This window comes from Fibrobacter sp. UWH5 (genome assembly GCF_900142505.1).
GTDB lineage: Bacteria > Fibrobacterota > Fibrobacteria > Fibrobacterales > Fibrobacteraceae > Fibrobacter.
Window position 1 is genome coordinate 85,774 of record NZ_FRBB01000001.1, and the last position, 15,120, is coordinate 100,893.

Below are 15,120 nucleotides of genomic sequence, written 5' to 3' on the forward strand. Positions count from 1 at the left end.
GAAAGAAATAACCCGTTTACGGGTAGCCGGGTAAGGACCATCGCAGGTGGGTTCCTTTTTATGAAACGATAGCTTCTGGTAGGGATATTGTCTCGATTTTTTGAGGAGGGGTGTCAATGGTGTTTGCTTGTAATCGGTACTTAGGATTACCCGTATGAGTGAAACTATGATTAATTTTTCTTGTTCGCTAAAGAGCTTTTCAGTTTGTTGACGAATTCTATTTGCTCTTTTTGCCGTACAGAAAGAAATCGTATTCTTTACTTCTTCCTTTTAACAGGTTGTTTAATGAGTCGCTTCCATATTTTTCGAGAAGGGTTGGTTCGTCGGAGTAAAGAGACCTTCCGAGGCCTAGAGCGTGTGTTGTAATTTCGGCTCCCATCGCTTCTAATATAGTTGGGTACATGTCAAATGAAGTGAAATCCCGTTTTTCTTTTTTTGAAGAAGCTTTTGAATTTACGAAAAAATTTAACCAGTGGTGTGTTATCTCTGAATTTTTGAATCCAACTGCTTCTGCCGGAACGTAGGTCTCGTGATCTCCCATAACTGCTATGATTGTATTGTCAAACCAAGGCTGTTTTGTTGACCATTTTAAGAATTCATCTAAAAGTTTTGAATTGCATTGTAAAACGTATGGATACTGCTCTTTCGGGCTTTGATTCGGATGGCTACACTGTGGGTCCATGTAGCCATAAGGCATATGGGCATCTATAGTGCTAAGGAACATTGCGAAAGGCTTAGATTTCTTTGATAGAGAATCTAAATCATCTTTTGCTAACTCAAATAAGGTTCTGTCATTTATACCCCAATTTACGCGATTCTCGCTAGAGAACCTTCCACTATTTACATAGTAATCATAATCGTGTAAATCACTTTTCCCGTGGGTTTCTGCAAAGGCATTCATTGAAGCAAAATCACTTTTTGATCCTTGCGCAAAAAGAACGTTATATCCTTGATCATTTAGAATATCGGAAAGACATGTTGCTCCGGGCAAAAAATTTTTTATGCCGCTGACGCTATGGAAAACGCCCGAAGGAAAATTTAATGGTATTCCACAGGTTTTTGCAACTGTTGAGGCTATAGTCCATCCCGTTCCAAAGATTGGTTTTCCTCCAGGAGAAAAGCTGTCGTTTTCTTTTATCCATTGAGTAATTTCAGGTATTCTATTTGTATCTAAATCACCTCCATTTTTTTTATCTTGAAAGTTACTTTCTATTGATTCCAGGAAAATCACAACTAGATTCTTTTTACCTTCCTTGAAAGAAATCTTTGAATAAGGGATATATTCGTTGGTGTACAAGAATGAATGTTCTGGTTCTTTCATGTTTTCTCGCCAAAGTTTTAGGTAGCGACCAAGGGGGAATGTGTTTAAAGCAACATAGATGAAAGAAGTGAACAAAAGAATGTTGCAGATGATGCCCGTTTTAATGATAGTTTGTTTTAGCGGAAGTCGCTTTTGTTTTGCTATTGCAAAAGAGATTGCTGAGACACCGACTGTAACTAATGCAAAATAGTATGCTGATTCCAAAAATAATTTTTTCAGGAAAAAAGAAACAATCTCGTTGGAGCCATCCATGTTTTGGTTAATAGTAAATAAAACAGCTTCTACGCGATCAATTGGAAAGAAATTTTCTAATAGAGGTATCAAATTTATTAAGCTTGTAAAAAATAATGCAGACAAAGAGAGTATGATTAATAATGCAATCATTTTTATACCGCTTGTTTGATTAAACTATAATTTATTTTCACTATACTTTTCTATTGGTAAATTTGAGTACTTATAAATCTTCAAAACGTCAAATTCTTTTACAACGTTTACCTCAATTTTATTTTCTTTATAATGATGACGTTGTATATAATCAGCCAAATAACCATTGCTTAATACATAGACGTTTTCCTTTGTGATGTCTTTTAGCGGATTTGAAATGCCTTTTTCTTGCAGTGATTGGATGACATCTGGAAAATATGGGGTCCAATAGCCCATGGGAATGATTTTTTTCCAGCTTCCAAAAGGCTCGGAATTATACGGTGATGGTTTTTCATCTGTCATAAAAATATATTGCAGATGGGGTACCAAAACAACTGAATTTTGGGGTAAGGATTCGATGTAATCTAATGCATTTTTGTAGTGAATCCTTGATGGTAAAGCTTGGCGTGCTTTTCCGGAAGTGGCATCCCTTACGCTTTTCCCGTCTACATAAAATGTTACGAAAATGCAAATTGGCAAAAATGTAGTTGCTATTCGAGAGAGTTTTCTTGAAAAAAGTGGCAAATTTCTTATGAATGGAATTGCCAAAGTTGTTGCATAAATCCAAAATCCAAGTTCTACTCGATAAACTAACCGATGAATGCTAAGTAGATAACCAATCAGAACTGCTAGTATGCAAAATGAAATCCAAAGATAAGATGTTTTTTTCGTAGAGTAAAATATCGTCGCGCAGAATATTAGCCATATCCAAAAAATGGGTTTGTTTGCTGTATTGGAAATTGCTGATATGATCGAGTTTATTAGTCCTAAATAGTTGGTGCTAAGTTTATTTTTATAGATTTGTTTTGCGTAGGAATGAAGGCTGTCGACAGAGAAAACTTCTGTATCGTAAAAAGTCCAATCCCGAAGAAGTCTGTAATCTTCACTGTATAACCCTAATTCGTCTAATTCATCTTCTACTCTGTGGCTATCGAAAAAAGCTCCATCGCCAATGGTTGCTCTTACTGATTGAAATTGTTTGTAATACTTGTAATCTGGTGCTTCGTAATGTTTTTTATCAATCCATTGAATGGCGTTGATGCCTATAAAAAGAAGGACCAGGCCTGTAATGACCCATTTCTTGTTAATCCAGCAGTCCTTTATATTTATAAGTAGCGTCAAGGCGAGAAATGGCATTCCCATTAGGCAAGCTTCTCTGCGCATGATTGTGCCCCAAATCAAGAAGAACAGGGATGCTAATAAAAAGATTAGTTTCTTTTTTGTTGGAGCATCTTTTAGCTGGCTTGAGTAAAGGGCGAATAGCAGCATTCCGGTGGCGGAATACAGCGCTGCACATTGGGTAAATTGAACGGACAAATAGCAGTCAGAAGCGAATGTCGCAGAAAATAGCAAAGCCAGTAAAGGGCCCCATTGTATCCCAGCCCGCTTAATGATGATAGTTCCTATGGTGGTGAAGGATAGGAATACCCCGGTCATTTCGCCAATATAGTACCATCCGATTTTTGGGAAAAGATGGTAGAAAGGGAGCAAGGCATAACCGTAAAGCACGTTGACAAACGTTAAATGAACGTTATAATTCTCACCGTAAACACCCTCCAGCAAACGAGCCATAAAGTAGTCGTCTGTTGCTCCGAAGGCGAGATTGCCAAAGATGAGGCAAAGTCCTAAAAGGAAAAGATTTATTAAAAGAGAGATAACGAGGGCTCTTTTGTTACTCATGGTCAAAAAGATAATAAATATGTAGCATTAACTTTGGGATTGCACCAAAGAGGTGTAAAATAATGTATACTTGAACACATGATGAAGATTCCTTTTAACAAGCCCCCTTTTGTAGGGACTGAATTTGATTACGTAAAACAGGCTGTTGAAAGTGGCCGTATTTGTGGAGATGGAACCTTTAACTTAAGGTGTCATGAATGGCTTGAAAAATCAACGGGATCTTTGAAGGCTCTCCTGACGACCAGCTGCACACATGCCCTTGAAATGGCAGCTCGCCTGTGCGATATTAAGCCTGGCGATGAAGTCATTATGCCGTCCTTTACGTTTGTGTCTACGGCGGACGCCTTTGTGTCTCAGGGGGCAAAGTGCGTTTTCGTCGATATTCGTCCAGATACGATGAATATTGATGAAAACTTGATTGAGGCAGCCGTTACCGAAAAGACGAAGGCTATTGTCCCGGTTCACTATGCCGGTGTTGCTTGTGAAATGGATTCAATTAATGAAATTGCCAAGAAAAATAACCTGTTGGTTGTCGAAGATGCTGCCCAGGGCATGATGGCTACCTATAAGGGTAAGGCTTTAGGGGCCCTTGGCGATTTTGGTTGTTATAGCTACCACGAAACAAAAAATTATAGTATGGGTGAAGGTGGAGCCTTGCTTATTCGCGACAAAAAGTTCTGTGACCGTGCAGAAATCATTCGCGAAAAGGGAACCAACCGTTGCCAGTTCCATCGTGGCGAAGTCGACAAGTATACCTGGGTTGAATTAGGATCCAGCTATTTGCCCAGCGAATTGAATGCCGCCTACCTTTATGCGGAACTTGAATGTGCGGACATCATTTATGATTACCGCATGAATTGTTGGAATCAGTATAAAAAGTTGCTTACTCCTCTTGCTGAAAAAGGCTTGGTGGAGTTTGCTACGATTCCTGAACATTGCAAGCATAATGCCCATATGTTCTATCTAAAAGTCGAAGACCTGCAAACTCGAACGGCTCTCCTAAAACACTTAACCTTTAATGGGGTTCTCGCGGTGTTCCACTATGTGCCGTTGCATTCTTCGCCGGCTGGGTTGAAGTATGGTCGTTTTGATGGTGAAGACCGCTATACCACCACAGAAAGTAACAGACTGCTTCGCTTGCCCATGTTCTATGGACTGAAGCAGGAAGAAATCGAATATACCTGTCAGAAGGTTTTTGAATTCTTTGGAATGTAGTTTGTATGGATAATGCTTGCAAAAAAGCATTGTTTTTCGCCTTGGGTATAAATACCCTCTTCCTGGTTTTGTGCCTAGTCTTTGGACTGCGCCGTTTTGGTGCCATGGATGATTTCTTCATGGCGAAGATTCTAGAGGGAGCATACAGTAACGATTATAATGTTCATTTGGTTTTCGTGAATGTTTTGTACGGGTATGTTTTGTTACCCCTATATCATTTGTTTCCGAAAATCAGCTGGTATTATGTCGGTGATGTCTTAGCAGTTTTCGTGTCGTTGACGACAATAAGTTTTGTCGCCATTCGTAAAGTAGGCCTCCAATGGGGGCCGGTTTTTGCCACTTTTTTTGTAGCTTGCTTTGCTTCGGATTACTATTTGGTTTTGCAGTTTACGCAGTGTGCCTCTGTTTTGTCTGCGGCGGGCATGCTCGCAATTGTTTATGGAATATGTCAAGAATCTGGTGGTAGAAATAGAAGGTGGATTTTATTCTTTGTTGGTTTTGGCCTTTTGTTTTGGGGTGCAGCAATGCGGTATCAAGCATTTTTAATGGGGGTGCCTTTTGTTGTTCTTGCCTTGTTGATTCAGCTAAAAACATGTTGGAAAAATAGATTCAGGCTTTCATTATGCATTGTTATAGCTTTTTGCGGAACGTTCGGTTTGCAAAAAATAGATTCGGCGCATTATACATTGCCTGAGTATAAAAAATTTAAGGAATTTCAACCTTACAGAGTTGTGTTGGGCGATGGCAATGATTACGACATTAATGCGGTTTACGAAGATTTAGATGAATCTGACGTTCCCGTTGAGGATTTGATGCTCCTTAAAGACTGGTTCCTTTACGATAAGGATGTTTTTTCTGTTGGCAATTTAAAACCTTTTATAAAAACCATTCGAAATCATAAAACTCAAAATAATTTACATGATTCACTTTCTAAGGCACTTGCAGAACTTTCTGTATTGATCGAACGTTCTGTTTGTTGGCCGTGGATACTTGTTTGCTTGTTGCTGTTGTGGAAAAATAAAGAGAAAAGTTTTTATTCTTGGTTGTCGTTCTTTTCAATACTTCTTTTAATTGGGTATCTCTTCTACTTGGGTCGAGTTGTCTTCCGAGTTGAAAATGGTTTTTTGCTTTATGCAGCTGTTATGGGAATACCCCTCCTAAAACCGGTTAAGGAATTCTCGTATAAGGTGTCTGCCCTTGTTTTTGTGATATTGGTGATTTACTGTACGATTTTTTATACGATGACCTCAGGCGATTCTAGAGATCCTATTTCAAGTAAACGCGTAGATTCTATAAAAAATCAAACGGATTATTCGGGTTTTTCTGATTATATTCAGTCTGCACCAGATTCTATTTTATTCTTGGTTACAATGCAACCATATATGGGGATTGGTAAGACATTGACGCCCCATTATTTGTCAATGCCTTTTGGTGCAATGAAAAAATTCGTGTCCTTGGGATATTGGACACCCTATTTCCCCGATGTGGAAAATACTTTGCGGGAATGGGGATTGAATAACCCAGTTAAGGATGCCGTTAAAGAAAATGTGCTTGTTGTCGGAGATCGTTTTGACAGGTTTTTAGAAAGATACCATTATCCCAATGAAAGTGTTGAAGTCGATACGGTTCTAAGTATTGGTGAAACTTCAGTTGAAAAATATAGAGTAGTACATAAGAAAGGTTTTGATGAGTAGAATCCTATATCCAATAATCGCAACGGCGTTAGTTACGATAGCCCCTTTTCTATTAACCTTCGAAAAGGGGCAAAACGTTGTTCACGGGCTTTTGTGCTACAGCATCTTTGGATTGCTGCTGCTATTTGTTTATGTGCGTGAATCTCAAGCTAAATCAAAAAAGGTGTGTCTAGCCTTGATTGCGGTTCTTGTTGCGGCAACAAGTTTCCTTGATTTGAAAAATATTCTCTCTGCGAACCATGGAAATCTGTCGTGGTATTGGATTATACCTTTGGTGTCAACGGCTATAGCTATTGTCCTTTTAAAGGAGACGAGAAAGATTTCTTTAAATGGGATAAGTTTTATAATGTTTGTGAGTATGGGGGTGAATATTGTTGCCGCAAATTTCTTCCCGTCGCAACCTGTTTTTGAAATGCCTGTCCTTAGGTTCATGACTTCATCTTTTAGAGCACCGTCAGAAAGGATCGGCTTAACTGAAGATTTGAAGAAACGCTATAATGCGGTTGATTCTGCGATGGTCTCTCGGCTGTATGTAGATAGTAGCCGAAATAATGTTATGATCTTAGTAGAATCGTGGGGAATTCCTATCGATACAAATTTTTTCAATGATGAAATGAAGATATTTGAAGGATGCTTGAATTTTGCAGGAACCCACTCCCGAATCTATTCAAGAACTCGTGGTGCAGAAAGAGAAGACTTGGTTGATTCCATAATTAAAAATGAAAATGGTTCAAGGGATTCAGTGTTTATTCCTGCAGTCTTAAGCAACAAGGGCTTTAAATCTGTGTTTATGTTTGGGGGAGATTCCTCCATCCAGCACCGAGATCGGTATATTCACCGAATGGGTTTTGATGAAGTTGTCTTTACCAAAGAGATTTCTTCTGACAGTGTGATTGCGTTAAAGATTGATTCCATGTTGAAGGACTCCACATCAAAAACATTCGTGGCCTGGACTACTCGCGATACTCAATTCCCTATGGGAGATGATGCTGCTACAGTAGAAAAGATATACTTCGAAAAGATGTTTAACACCTTGAAAATTGTTGCGGAATTAGCCAAAAAACACCCCGAAACCCGCTTTATTGTGCAAGGGGACCATGAACCCATTTTGTCGCCACAGGAGTTTAGGCAAAAATTCTACCGCAGATGGGTCCCCTACGTGGTGTTGAACTGATTTTTAATACTAACTTTGCAATATGACTGCAAATGCTCAAAATCCATTGATTTCCGTTGTTTCTCCGGTTTACCGTGCGGAAGAAATTGTGCACGAGTTGGTTTCCCGCTTGGTGACGGAACTTTCTACCGTTACAGAAAATTTTGAAATTATTCTGGTGAACGATTGCTCTCCGGATAAGTCCTGGGAAAAGATGGTGGAGGTGTCTGCGAAAGATTCTCGTGTGAAGAGTGTGAATCTCAGTCGCAACTTTGGGCAGCATTATGCAATCTCAGCGGGATTGAGTCTGGTGAAGGGAGATTGGACTGTGGTGATGGATTGTGATTTGCAGGATGACCCTAAGGAAATTCCGGCACTTTTTGCGGAAGCTCAAAAGGGCTTTGATGTAGTGTTTGCAAAGCGCCAGTACCGCGTGGATGGATTCTTCAAGAAGCTGTCTTCCACGTTGTTCCATATTTGCTACCGCTATTTTAGCGGGATCAAGACCGATAAGACTATTGCCAACTTCGGCATTTACAACAAGAAGGTGATTCGGGAATTTAACCGCATGCCGGAAAAGGCGCGCTCTTTCCCTTCGCTGGTTTCTTATTTAGGTTTTAAGACCACAGCCATTCCCGTAAAGCACGGGGCTCGCTTTGCTGGTGAAACCAGTTACACCTTGGCGAAACTGATTCATCTTAGCTTTAACGTGACTATTGCAAATAGCAATAAACCGTTGAAGCTTGCGGTGGAGTGGGGTTTTGTCCTTGCTGTTTTGTCTTTCCTGTTGGCGGTGTATAATCTGGTGGCCTATAATTTGGGCTTGATTCGTGTACCAGGCTTTACGACCACAGTATTTTCTATTTGGTTTGTGGGCGGCTTGTTGCTCGCAATGCTTGGGGTGGTGGGCTTGTACGTGGGTAAAATCTTTGACCAGGTCAAGGGCCGCCAGCTTTTCATTATTTCTGAAAAGGTGAACTTCGAGGATTAAATGGAATTCTCCAAGTATGGTGTAACGTTGCAAAGACTGACTGCGGATAAGATTGAGCTTGTCCGCCATTGGCGTAATGATCCCAAGATCTCGCAGTACATGGAATACCGTGAACACATTACCGCAGAAATGCAAAAGAAATGGTTTGCGAAAGTGGATAATGAAAACAACTACTATTTCATTATCTGCTACAAGGATCAGGAAATTGGTTTGACCAATGTAAAGGATGTTGACTTCGCTGCAAAAACAGGCGAGGGCGGTATCTTTATTTATGAGGATTCTTATTTGAATTCCGATGTGCCCTTCCGAGTTATTTTTGCATTAAACGATTTTTGCTTTGATGATTTGAAACTGGAATCCATGGTGGCTCATATTATGAGCGACAATAAGCGGGCCATTGATTTCAATGTGCTGCTAGGTTACAAGATTTCCTCGGAAACACCTGCAGATACCACCAAGCTGACCTATACGCTTAATAAAAATGATTATTTTAAACAACGTGATAGATTTGCGAAAGTCCTTATAAGAGGGTAGTCCTTTATGAATATTAATGAGTTTGTGTCATTGTTTGCTGAACAGTTTGTGGACCCTTCTGAAACAACTTTTGTTCCAGAAACAAAATTCCATGATCTTTCTGGTTGGACTTCTATGACTGCCTTGCTTGTGATTACTGTGATTGAAGAAAACTTTGGGGTTCTTCTTTCTAGTGATGAATTTCGTAAGGTGCAGACTATTCAAGAACTTTATGATTTGATTATGGAAAAGAAATCCTAGTATGGCGATTTTAGAGTATAATAACATCGGGATTTCTGCGGTGGCGGCATGTGTGCCGAAACGCGTTATGAAGAATTCTGATTTGGCAGGATTCCTGAATGAAGACGAATTGAAGCGTACTTTAGGCTATATTGGCATTCAGGAAAAACGCTATGTAGATGAAGGCGTTTGCGCTTCTGACTTGTGCTGTAAGGCTGCCGAAAAATTATTCGCCGATAATAATGTTGATCCTGCTGAAATCGATGCTGTGATTTTCTTGAGCCAGACTCCTGATTACAGGCAGCCGGCCACTGCGCCAAGCCTAGCTCATCGTTTGGGACTTTCTACATCGGTACTTTCCTTTGATGTGAACTTGGCTTGTTCCGGCTACGTTTATGGCTTGGCAACGAGCTTTGCTTTTATGCAAAATCCTGGTATCCGCAAAGCCCTGTTGTTGGTAGGCGAAACCATGTCCAAGACGATTTCCCAGAAAGACCGTGCAACGGTGCCGCTGTTTGGTGATGCAGGTACTGCGACCCTTATTGAAAAGGGTGAATTTGGTGCTGCTGCATTTTCCTTGAATTCCGACGGCAGTAAGATGGACGTGCTGAAAATGCCCTATGGAGGCTATCGCAATCCCAGCTGCGAAGAGGGTTTGAAAGAAGTTGAAGACGAACTCGGTAACATCAAGAATGGTGAAACCTTGCGCATGGACGGAATGGAGGTTTTCAATTTCGGCATTCGAGCAGTACCTTCTGACATTCGTGATTTGCTGAAGCATTTAGATAAGACCATTGATGATGTGGATTTGTTGATCTACCATCAGGCCAATAAATTCATGACGGATTTCTTTAGCAAGCATCTAAAAGTCCCTGCAACAAAGACGCCGTATTCCTTGGACCGTTTTGGCAATACAAGCTCTGCGTCTGTGCCGTTGACTATTGTATCGGAACTGTTTGATAAGGAAAAGTTCTCTGCTCGTAAGTCCGTTCTTTTTTCAGGATTTGGTTCCGGGCTTTCCTGGGGAACCGCCTGGCTGAGTTTAGAGAAAACGAAAATTTCCGAATTGGTTGAATATTAGTATGACTCATATTTTTAGGAATACAACTGCAGAACTTTTGTTTGGTGGAGCTGGCTATAGCTACTCCGGCTATGAAGAACTGAACCTTCCCGAAGTGGAAGCGGATTCCTATATATGGTTTTATACAGCACCAATTTTGGCTGATGCACTGGCTGCCGCTAAAGAAATTAATAGCTATGCGGAACGCCTGAGTTTTATTCATTCCCAGTTGCCTTCAACGAAACCTCTGTATGTGTTTACTTTGGTGGACTTGTTTAGCGGTAAGAATGAAATTACGGATTTTTCTGTGGCGCAGGCGATTGCTGATTTTAATGCGTTTGCGGTGAACTTTGCCTCGAAAAATTCCAATGTAAAAATCTTGGATTTTACTGGGTTCTGCAATCGTTACGCCCAGGCAGATTTGGTGGACTGGAAATTCTACTTTATGTCCCAGGCGGCCATTAGTCCGAAGTTGGCTGGCTCCTTTAGAAAGTGGTTTGCTGCAGAAAAAGAAGCTACGGTAAAGACCGCAAAGAAATGCTTGATTCTGGATCTGGATAACACCCTTTGGGGTGGAATCCTTGGCGAAGATGGCCCGGAACATTTGAAAATTGGCGGGGACTATCCTGGCAAGGCTTTTCATTTTTTCCAGGAACAGATTCTGGAGTTGCAGAAGCGCGGAGTAATTCTTGCAATTTGCAGCAAGAACAACGAATCCGATGTATGGGACTTTATTGAACAGAGTCGTGATCAGGTTCTGCACAAGGAACATTTTGCTGCCTGGCGAATTAACTGGACGGACAAGGCTACAAACATTCGTGAACTGGCTCAGGAATTGAATATCGGCTTGGATAGCGTGGTTTTCCTGGATGATTCTCCTACGGAGCGAGAACTTGTGGCTTCCATGATTCCCGAAGTTGTAGTTCCGGAATTCCCTGCAGCTCCCTACGCCCTGCCGGTTTTCTTTAATGATCTCAAGAATCAGTATTTCAAGATTTATGAGGCCCGAGCGGAAGATCGTGAAAAGACCCAGCAGTACAAGGCCAATGCAGAACGACACCAATTGCAGACTCAGTTTACAAACATTGACGATTTCATCAAGAGTCTGAATATCGAAACAACCATTCGTGTGAACGATGAATCGGATTTTCCGCGCATCGCCCAGATGAGCCAGAAGACCAATCAGTTCAATCTGACCGGCAAGCGCTACACGGAATTGGAAATCGCCGATGTTATGGCTTCTGGCGGCAAGGTGTTCTCCCTCTCCGTAAAGGATAAGTTTGGGGATAGCGGCATGACCGGCGCTGCTGTAGTCAGTGTTGTTGGAGAGGCTGCGACTATCGACAATCTCTTTTTGAGTTGCCGAATTCTTGGCCGAAAGATCGAGAACACCTTTATGAAGGCTATTCTTGATAAACTGCAGGCTGCTGGGGTGAAAAACGTCCGCGCCAGCTATGTTAAGACGTTGAAGAATGGTTCTGTGGCTGATTTTTATGAGACAGTCGGTTTTAGTACGCTAAAAAAATGTGAAAATGAGTCGTTATACCAGCTGAAATTTACGTAATTTTTACCTGCAACTCCCAAATTACGTGAAAATAGGTATATTTAGGGCATGATTCATCGTGATTTGACAGAATCCTTAAAAAAAATGGCAGAAGTCTACCCGATTGTCACCTTAATTGGACCAAGACAGTCTGGTAAGACAACCTTGGTTAGGGAGACCTTCCCTAGCTATTCCTATGTCAATTTGGAACGTCTAGAAACGCGGCGCTTTGCAAAAGAGGACCCTAAGGGATTCTTTGAATCGTATCCGCCACCCCTGATTATAGACGAGGTACAAAATTGTCCAGACCTGCTGAGTGAAATACAGGTGCTGAGCGATAATCTTGGAAAAAACGGCAACTTTATTTTAACGGGAAGTCAGCAGCTTTCCTTGATGCAGGGAGTGACGCAGTCTCTTGCGGGGCGAACCGCCTTGTTGACATTATTGCCGTTGTCTTTGAAAGAACTAGCGCAAGCGGGTATCGATAAGAGTCGTGATGAAAATCTCCTTTGGGGAGGAATGCCTAGAATTTATGATAGTGGCATTGCCCCCGGAGTCTACTACAGGGATTATTTTAGAACGTACGTAGAACGGGATGTGCGTTCCCTAATGAGAATCAAAGATTTTGACAAATTCGAAATATTTGTCAAATTACTTGCAGGGCGAATCGGACAAGTTTTTAATGCATCCGCCTTGGCGGGTGACGTTGGCGTTTCGAACAAGACCATTGGCGAGTGGGTCTCCCTGCTAGAAACGTCAAATATCATTTTTAAATTACGGCCTTGGTTTGGAAATCTCGGCAAGCGACTAATCAAGTCCCCGAAAATCTATTTTACAGATACCGGGCTTGCAACAATGCTTCTTGGCATCGAAAATACGCAGCAGCTTTCAAGAGATCCGTTACTTGGAAATCTGTTTGAAAACCTTGTTGTGCTGGAAGTGGTAAAAACTGCGTATAATGAAAATAAAATGACGGAGTTTTTCTACTTTAGGACTGATACTGGCGTTGAAGTAGATATGCTCTTTAAAGTTGATGAAAGGTGGAACGCTGTAGAGATCAAGTCTGCTTCTAGCGTGAATTCTGATTACTTTAAGAATATGGAAAAACTCGCTAAGTTGCCGGGATTTGAAACTCTGAACAAGAATCTTGTTTATTCTGGTGAAAATCTGAAGAATTTCAAGGGAGTTCGTTGTTGCAATTTTCGATCCGTTAGTTCCTTGCTGTTATCTTATGAAGAAGGAAATAGTGTATGAAAGAAAAGCTTTTGAATATTTTCAAGGAAACTCTGGAAGTTTCTGACATTGATGAAAATGTTTCCCAGTCCAACTGCGAAGCCTGGGATTCTATCAAGCACCTGAACCTGATTATCGCCATCGAAGGTGAGTTCGGCATTTCCTTGGAACCTGAAGAAATGGAAAAGATGGTAGACTTTGGTGCAGCGCTGAAAATTGTGGAAGGGAAATAGGCTGAAGGACCGTTTTTGAATGTATTACGTTAATCCGATTATCAAGAATTTCTTCCGTTATGGCCAACCTGAAGGACGCGGCAAGTATGTACGACTTGACCAAAACGAAAATCCCGATGGAATTCCTCAGTGGCTTTTCGACAAGGCCATGAGCAAGGTGACTCCAGAATACCTTTCCATTTATCCCGAAGAATCTAAGCTGACGGAAGACTATGCAGCCGTTATCGGACTGAAGGCAGAAAACATCGCTCTCACTGATGGCAGCGTGGTTGCCATGGGCTATGTTCTCAAGGTTTTCGGCGAGCCGGGTAAGGACTTGATTTGCGTGACCCCCACTTTCGGCATGTACAAGGTCTACGCCGACATGCAGGGAATGAATACCAAGTTCGTTCACTACGAAAAAGATTTCTCCTTCGACATCGACAAACTCCTGGCCGAAATTAATGACGACACCAGTTTGGTATCCTTGGTGAACCCCAATATGCCTATCGGCAACGCATACACCCAGGAAGAAATCCGCAAGGTCCTGGACAAGGCTAAGGCTCACAATGCAATGGTCATCGTAGATGAAGCCTATTACCTTTTCCACAAGGAATCGTCCATTGACCTTCTGAAGGAATATGATAACCTGGTCATCCTCCGCACCTTCTCCAAGATGCTCTCCATGCCTGGTCTCCGTATCGGCGTCGTCATTTCTACTGCAGAAAACGCACAGTACATCCGCAATTACAAGCCTCACTACACCGTGAACGCAGTTGCTTTGGCTGTCGCCGAGGAAATGGTTGCCAATTACGACCGCGTGGTGAAGGAACTGACCGAAAAGTTTGAAGGTGGCAAGGCCTACCTGTTGAACGCTCTAAAGGAAATCGGCTATTCCTTCATACCCACTGAAGGCTGCTTTATTTGCATCACCCCAAAACACAAGACCGCCGAAGAAATTACAGAAGAACTGAAAAATCGGGGTATTCTGATTTTTTGCGGAAAGGGCGATTCTGCAGGCTTCCTTCGTGTTACCATTTGGGACAAGAAATACATGGAACTCTTTATGAAGGAATTGGTCGCGATCGACGTAGCCTAATTCTCAACGCACAGGAATAATCAATGAAGCATGTAGCTATTATTCTGGCTGGTGGTTCCGGAACCCGTATGGGCGGAGCCATGCCCAAGCAATTTCTTTCCCTGATGGACAAGCCCGTCATTGTTCACACTTTGGAAAAATTCCAGCAGCACGATAGCATCGACGAAATACTTATCGTTTGCATCAAGGACTGGATCGAACACTTGAAAGAAATTCTGGACGAATTCAAGGTACCCAAGGTAAAGTACATTGTCGAAGGTGGTGCTACCGGTCACGATTCCTCTCGCAACGGCATTTTCTTTTTGAAAGACAAACTGAACGACGACGATCAAGTCATCATCCACGATGCAGCCCGCCCCATATTGCCTCCCCAGGCCATCGACGACATGCTTCGTGTTTCTCACGAGAAGGGAAACGCCTCCTTGTCTATTCCGTGCCATGAAACGGTTCTGTTTACAGAAGATGGCGTGAGTGGGATAGAGCAATTAGATCGAAATTCCATTATGCGAGTACAAACTCCTCAGGCGTACAACTACAAACTCATTCGCACTGTTTACGAAAAAGCCGAAGCTGAAAACAAACATGACTTTATTTACGCGGACCTAGTTTGCACCTACTATGGTGAACGCATTTACTTTTCAAAGGGGTTCACTAACAATATCAAGATTACCCGCAAGGAAGACATACCTCTTTGCAAGTCCTTGATGAAGTTTAGTGACGAAGAATTGTTCAACTCCTAATCA

At 41.7% G+C, this 15,120-nt stretch carries 14 protein-coding genes; 12 read left to right on the plus strand and 2 right to left on the minus strand.

Features of this window, described 5'->3' with window-relative positions:
* Positions 1-217: 217 nt before the first annotated feature.
* Positions 218-1,705, minus strand: a complete 1,488-nt coding sequence (locus BUB38_RS00395; protein WP_083541813.1) for an LTA synthase family protein — start codon at positions 1,703-1,705, stop codon at positions 218-220.
* A 24-nt stretch (positions 1,706-1,729) separates the two neighbouring features.
* On the minus strand, positions 1,730-3,424 hold the full coding sequence (locus tag BUB38_RS00400) for a hypothetical protein (protein ID WP_073155525.1): 1,695 nt from the start codon (positions 3,422-3,424) through the stop codon (positions 1,730-1,732).
* Positions 3,425-3,505: 81 nt separating this feature from the next.
* Between BUB38_RS00400 and rffA the strand changes: the two genes are divergently transcribed.
* The 12 genes from rffA to BUB38_RS00460 are packed head-to-tail and all read left to right on the plus strand — an operon-like array spanning position 3,506 to position 15,117.
* Entirely contained in the window at positions 3,506-4,639 is a 1,134-nt protein-coding gene (rffA, locus tag BUB38_RS00405) for a dTDP-4-amino-4,6-dideoxygalactose transaminase (protein WP_073156700.1), read from the plus strand.
* 5 nt (positions 4,640-4,644) lie between these two features.
* Positions 4,645-6,333: a hypothetical protein gene (locus BUB38_RS00410; protein WP_073155528.1), complete on the plus strand. Its 1,689-nt coding sequence runs from the start codon at positions 4,645-4,647 to the stop codon at positions 6,331-6,333.
* Complete coding sequence (locus BUB38_RS00415) at positions 6,326-7,507, plus strand: alkaline phosphatase family protein (RefSeq protein ID WP_073155531.1); 1,182 nt, start codon at positions 6,326-6,328, stop codon at positions 7,505-7,507. Before BUB38_RS00410 ends, BUB38_RS00415 begins: the two co-directional genes overlap by 8 nt.
* 22 nt (positions 7,508-7,529) lie before the next feature.
* Entirely contained in the window at positions 7,530-8,477 is a 948-nt protein-coding gene (locus tag BUB38_RS00420; protein ID WP_073155534.1) for a glycosyltransferase family 2 protein, read from the plus strand.
* Positions 8,478-9,011 (plus strand): GNAT family N-acetyltransferase, encoded by a 534-nt coding sequence (locus BUB38_RS00425; protein ID WP_073155536.1) that lies wholly within the window; start codon positions 8,478-8,480, stop codon positions 9,009-9,011.
* Positions 9,012-9,017: 6 nt separating this feature from the next.
* Positions 9,018-9,251, plus strand: coding sequence for an acyl carrier protein (locus BUB38_RS00430; protein WP_073155539.1), 234 nt, complete (start codon positions 9,018-9,020; stop codon positions 9,249-9,251).
* 1 nt (position 9,252) lies between these two features.
* The gene (locus BUB38_RS00435) at positions 9,253-10,311 is read left to right on the plus strand and encodes a 3-oxoacyl-ACP synthase III family protein (protein ID WP_073155542.1); all 1,059 of its coding nucleotides are present in this window, start codon (positions 9,253-9,255) and stop codon (positions 10,309-10,311) included.
* 1 nt (position 10,312) lies between these two features.
* Positions 10,313-11,854 (plus strand): HAD-IIIC family phosphatase, encoded by a 1,542-nt coding sequence (locus tag BUB38_RS00440; protein WP_083541814.1) that lies wholly within the window; start codon positions 10,313-10,315, stop codon positions 11,852-11,854.
* Between the two features lie 48 nt (positions 11,855-11,902).
* On the plus strand, positions 11,903-13,087 hold the full coding sequence (locus tag BUB38_RS00445; protein WP_073155544.1) for an ATP-binding protein: 1,185 nt from the start codon (positions 11,903-11,905) through the stop codon (positions 13,085-13,087).
* On the plus strand, positions 13,084-13,299 hold the full coding sequence (locus BUB38_RS00450) for an acyl carrier protein (RefSeq protein WP_073155547.1): 216 nt from the start codon (positions 13,084-13,086) through the stop codon (positions 13,297-13,299). Before BUB38_RS00445 ends, BUB38_RS00450 begins: the two co-directional genes overlap by 4 nt.
* Before the next feature lie 19 nt (positions 13,300-13,318).
* The gene (locus BUB38_RS00455) at positions 13,319-14,377 is read left to right on the plus strand and encodes a pyridoxal phosphate-dependent aminotransferase (RefSeq protein ID WP_073155550.1); all 1,059 of its coding nucleotides are present in this window, start codon (positions 13,319-13,321) and stop codon (positions 14,375-14,377) included.
* A gap of 23 nt (positions 14,378-14,400) precedes the next feature.
* Positions 14,401-15,117 (plus strand): IspD/TarI family cytidylyltransferase, encoded by a 717-nt coding sequence (locus BUB38_RS00460; protein WP_073155552.1) that lies wholly within the window; start codon positions 14,401-14,403, stop codon positions 15,115-15,117.
* Positions 15,118-15,120 lie beyond the last annotated feature (3 nt).

Excerpts from the sequence above, each read along its gene's own strand:
- BUB38_RS00420 (WP_073155534.1), top strand. The coding sequence starts at position 7,530 with ATGACTGCAAATGCTCAAAATCCATTGATTTCCGTTGTTTCTCCGGTT.
- BUB38_RS00415 (WP_073155531.1), top strand. The coding sequence starts at position 6,326 with ATGAGTAGAATCCTATATCCAATAATCGCAACGGCGTTAGTTACGATA.
- BUB38_RS00425 (WP_073155536.1), top strand. The coding sequence starts at position 8,478 with ATGGAATTCTCCAAGTATGGTGTAACGTTGCAAAGACTGACTGCGGAT.
- BUB38_RS00395 (WP_083541813.1), bottom strand. The coding sequence starts at position 1,705 with ATGATTGCATTATTAATCATACTCTCTTTGTCTGCATTATTTTTTACA.
- BUB38_RS00445 (WP_073155544.1), top strand. The coding sequence starts at position 11,903 with ATGATTCATCGTGATTTGACAGAATCCTTAAAAAAAATGGCAGAAGTC.
- BUB38_RS00440 (WP_083541814.1), top strand. The coding sequence starts at position 10,313 with ATGACTCATATTTTTAGGAATACAACTGCAGAACTTTTGTTTGGTGGA.
- BUB38_RS00430 (WP_073155539.1), top strand. The coding sequence starts at position 9,018 with ATGAATATTAATGAGTTTGTGTCATTGTTTGCTGAACAGTTTGTGGAC.
- BUB38_RS00450 (WP_073155547.1), top strand. The coding sequence starts at position 13,084 with ATGAAAGAAAAGCTTTTGAATATTTTCAAGGAAACTCTGGAAGTTTCT.
- BUB38_RS00455 (WP_073155550.1), top strand. The coding sequence starts at position 13,319 with ATGTATTACGTTAATCCGATTATCAAGAATTTCTTCCGTTATGGCCAA.
- rffA (WP_073156700.1), top strand. The coding sequence starts at position 3,506 with ATGAAGATTCCTTTTAACAAGCCCCCTTTTGTAGGGACTGAATTTGAT.
- BUB38_RS00435 (WP_073155542.1), top strand. The coding sequence starts at position 9,253 with ATGGCGATTTTAGAGTATAATAACATCGGGATTTCTGCGGTGGCGGCA.
- BUB38_RS00400 (WP_073155525.1), bottom strand. The coding sequence starts at position 3,424 with ATGAGTAACAAAAGAGCCCTCGTTATCTCTCTTTTAATAAATCTTTTC.
- BUB38_RS00460 (WP_073155552.1), top strand. The coding sequence starts at position 14,401 with ATGAAGCATGTAGCTATTATTCTGGCTGGTGGTTCCGGAACCCGTATG.
- BUB38_RS00410 (WP_073155528.1), top strand. The coding sequence starts at position 4,645 with ATGGATAATGCTTGCAAAAAAGCATTGTTTTTCGCCTTGGGTATAAAT.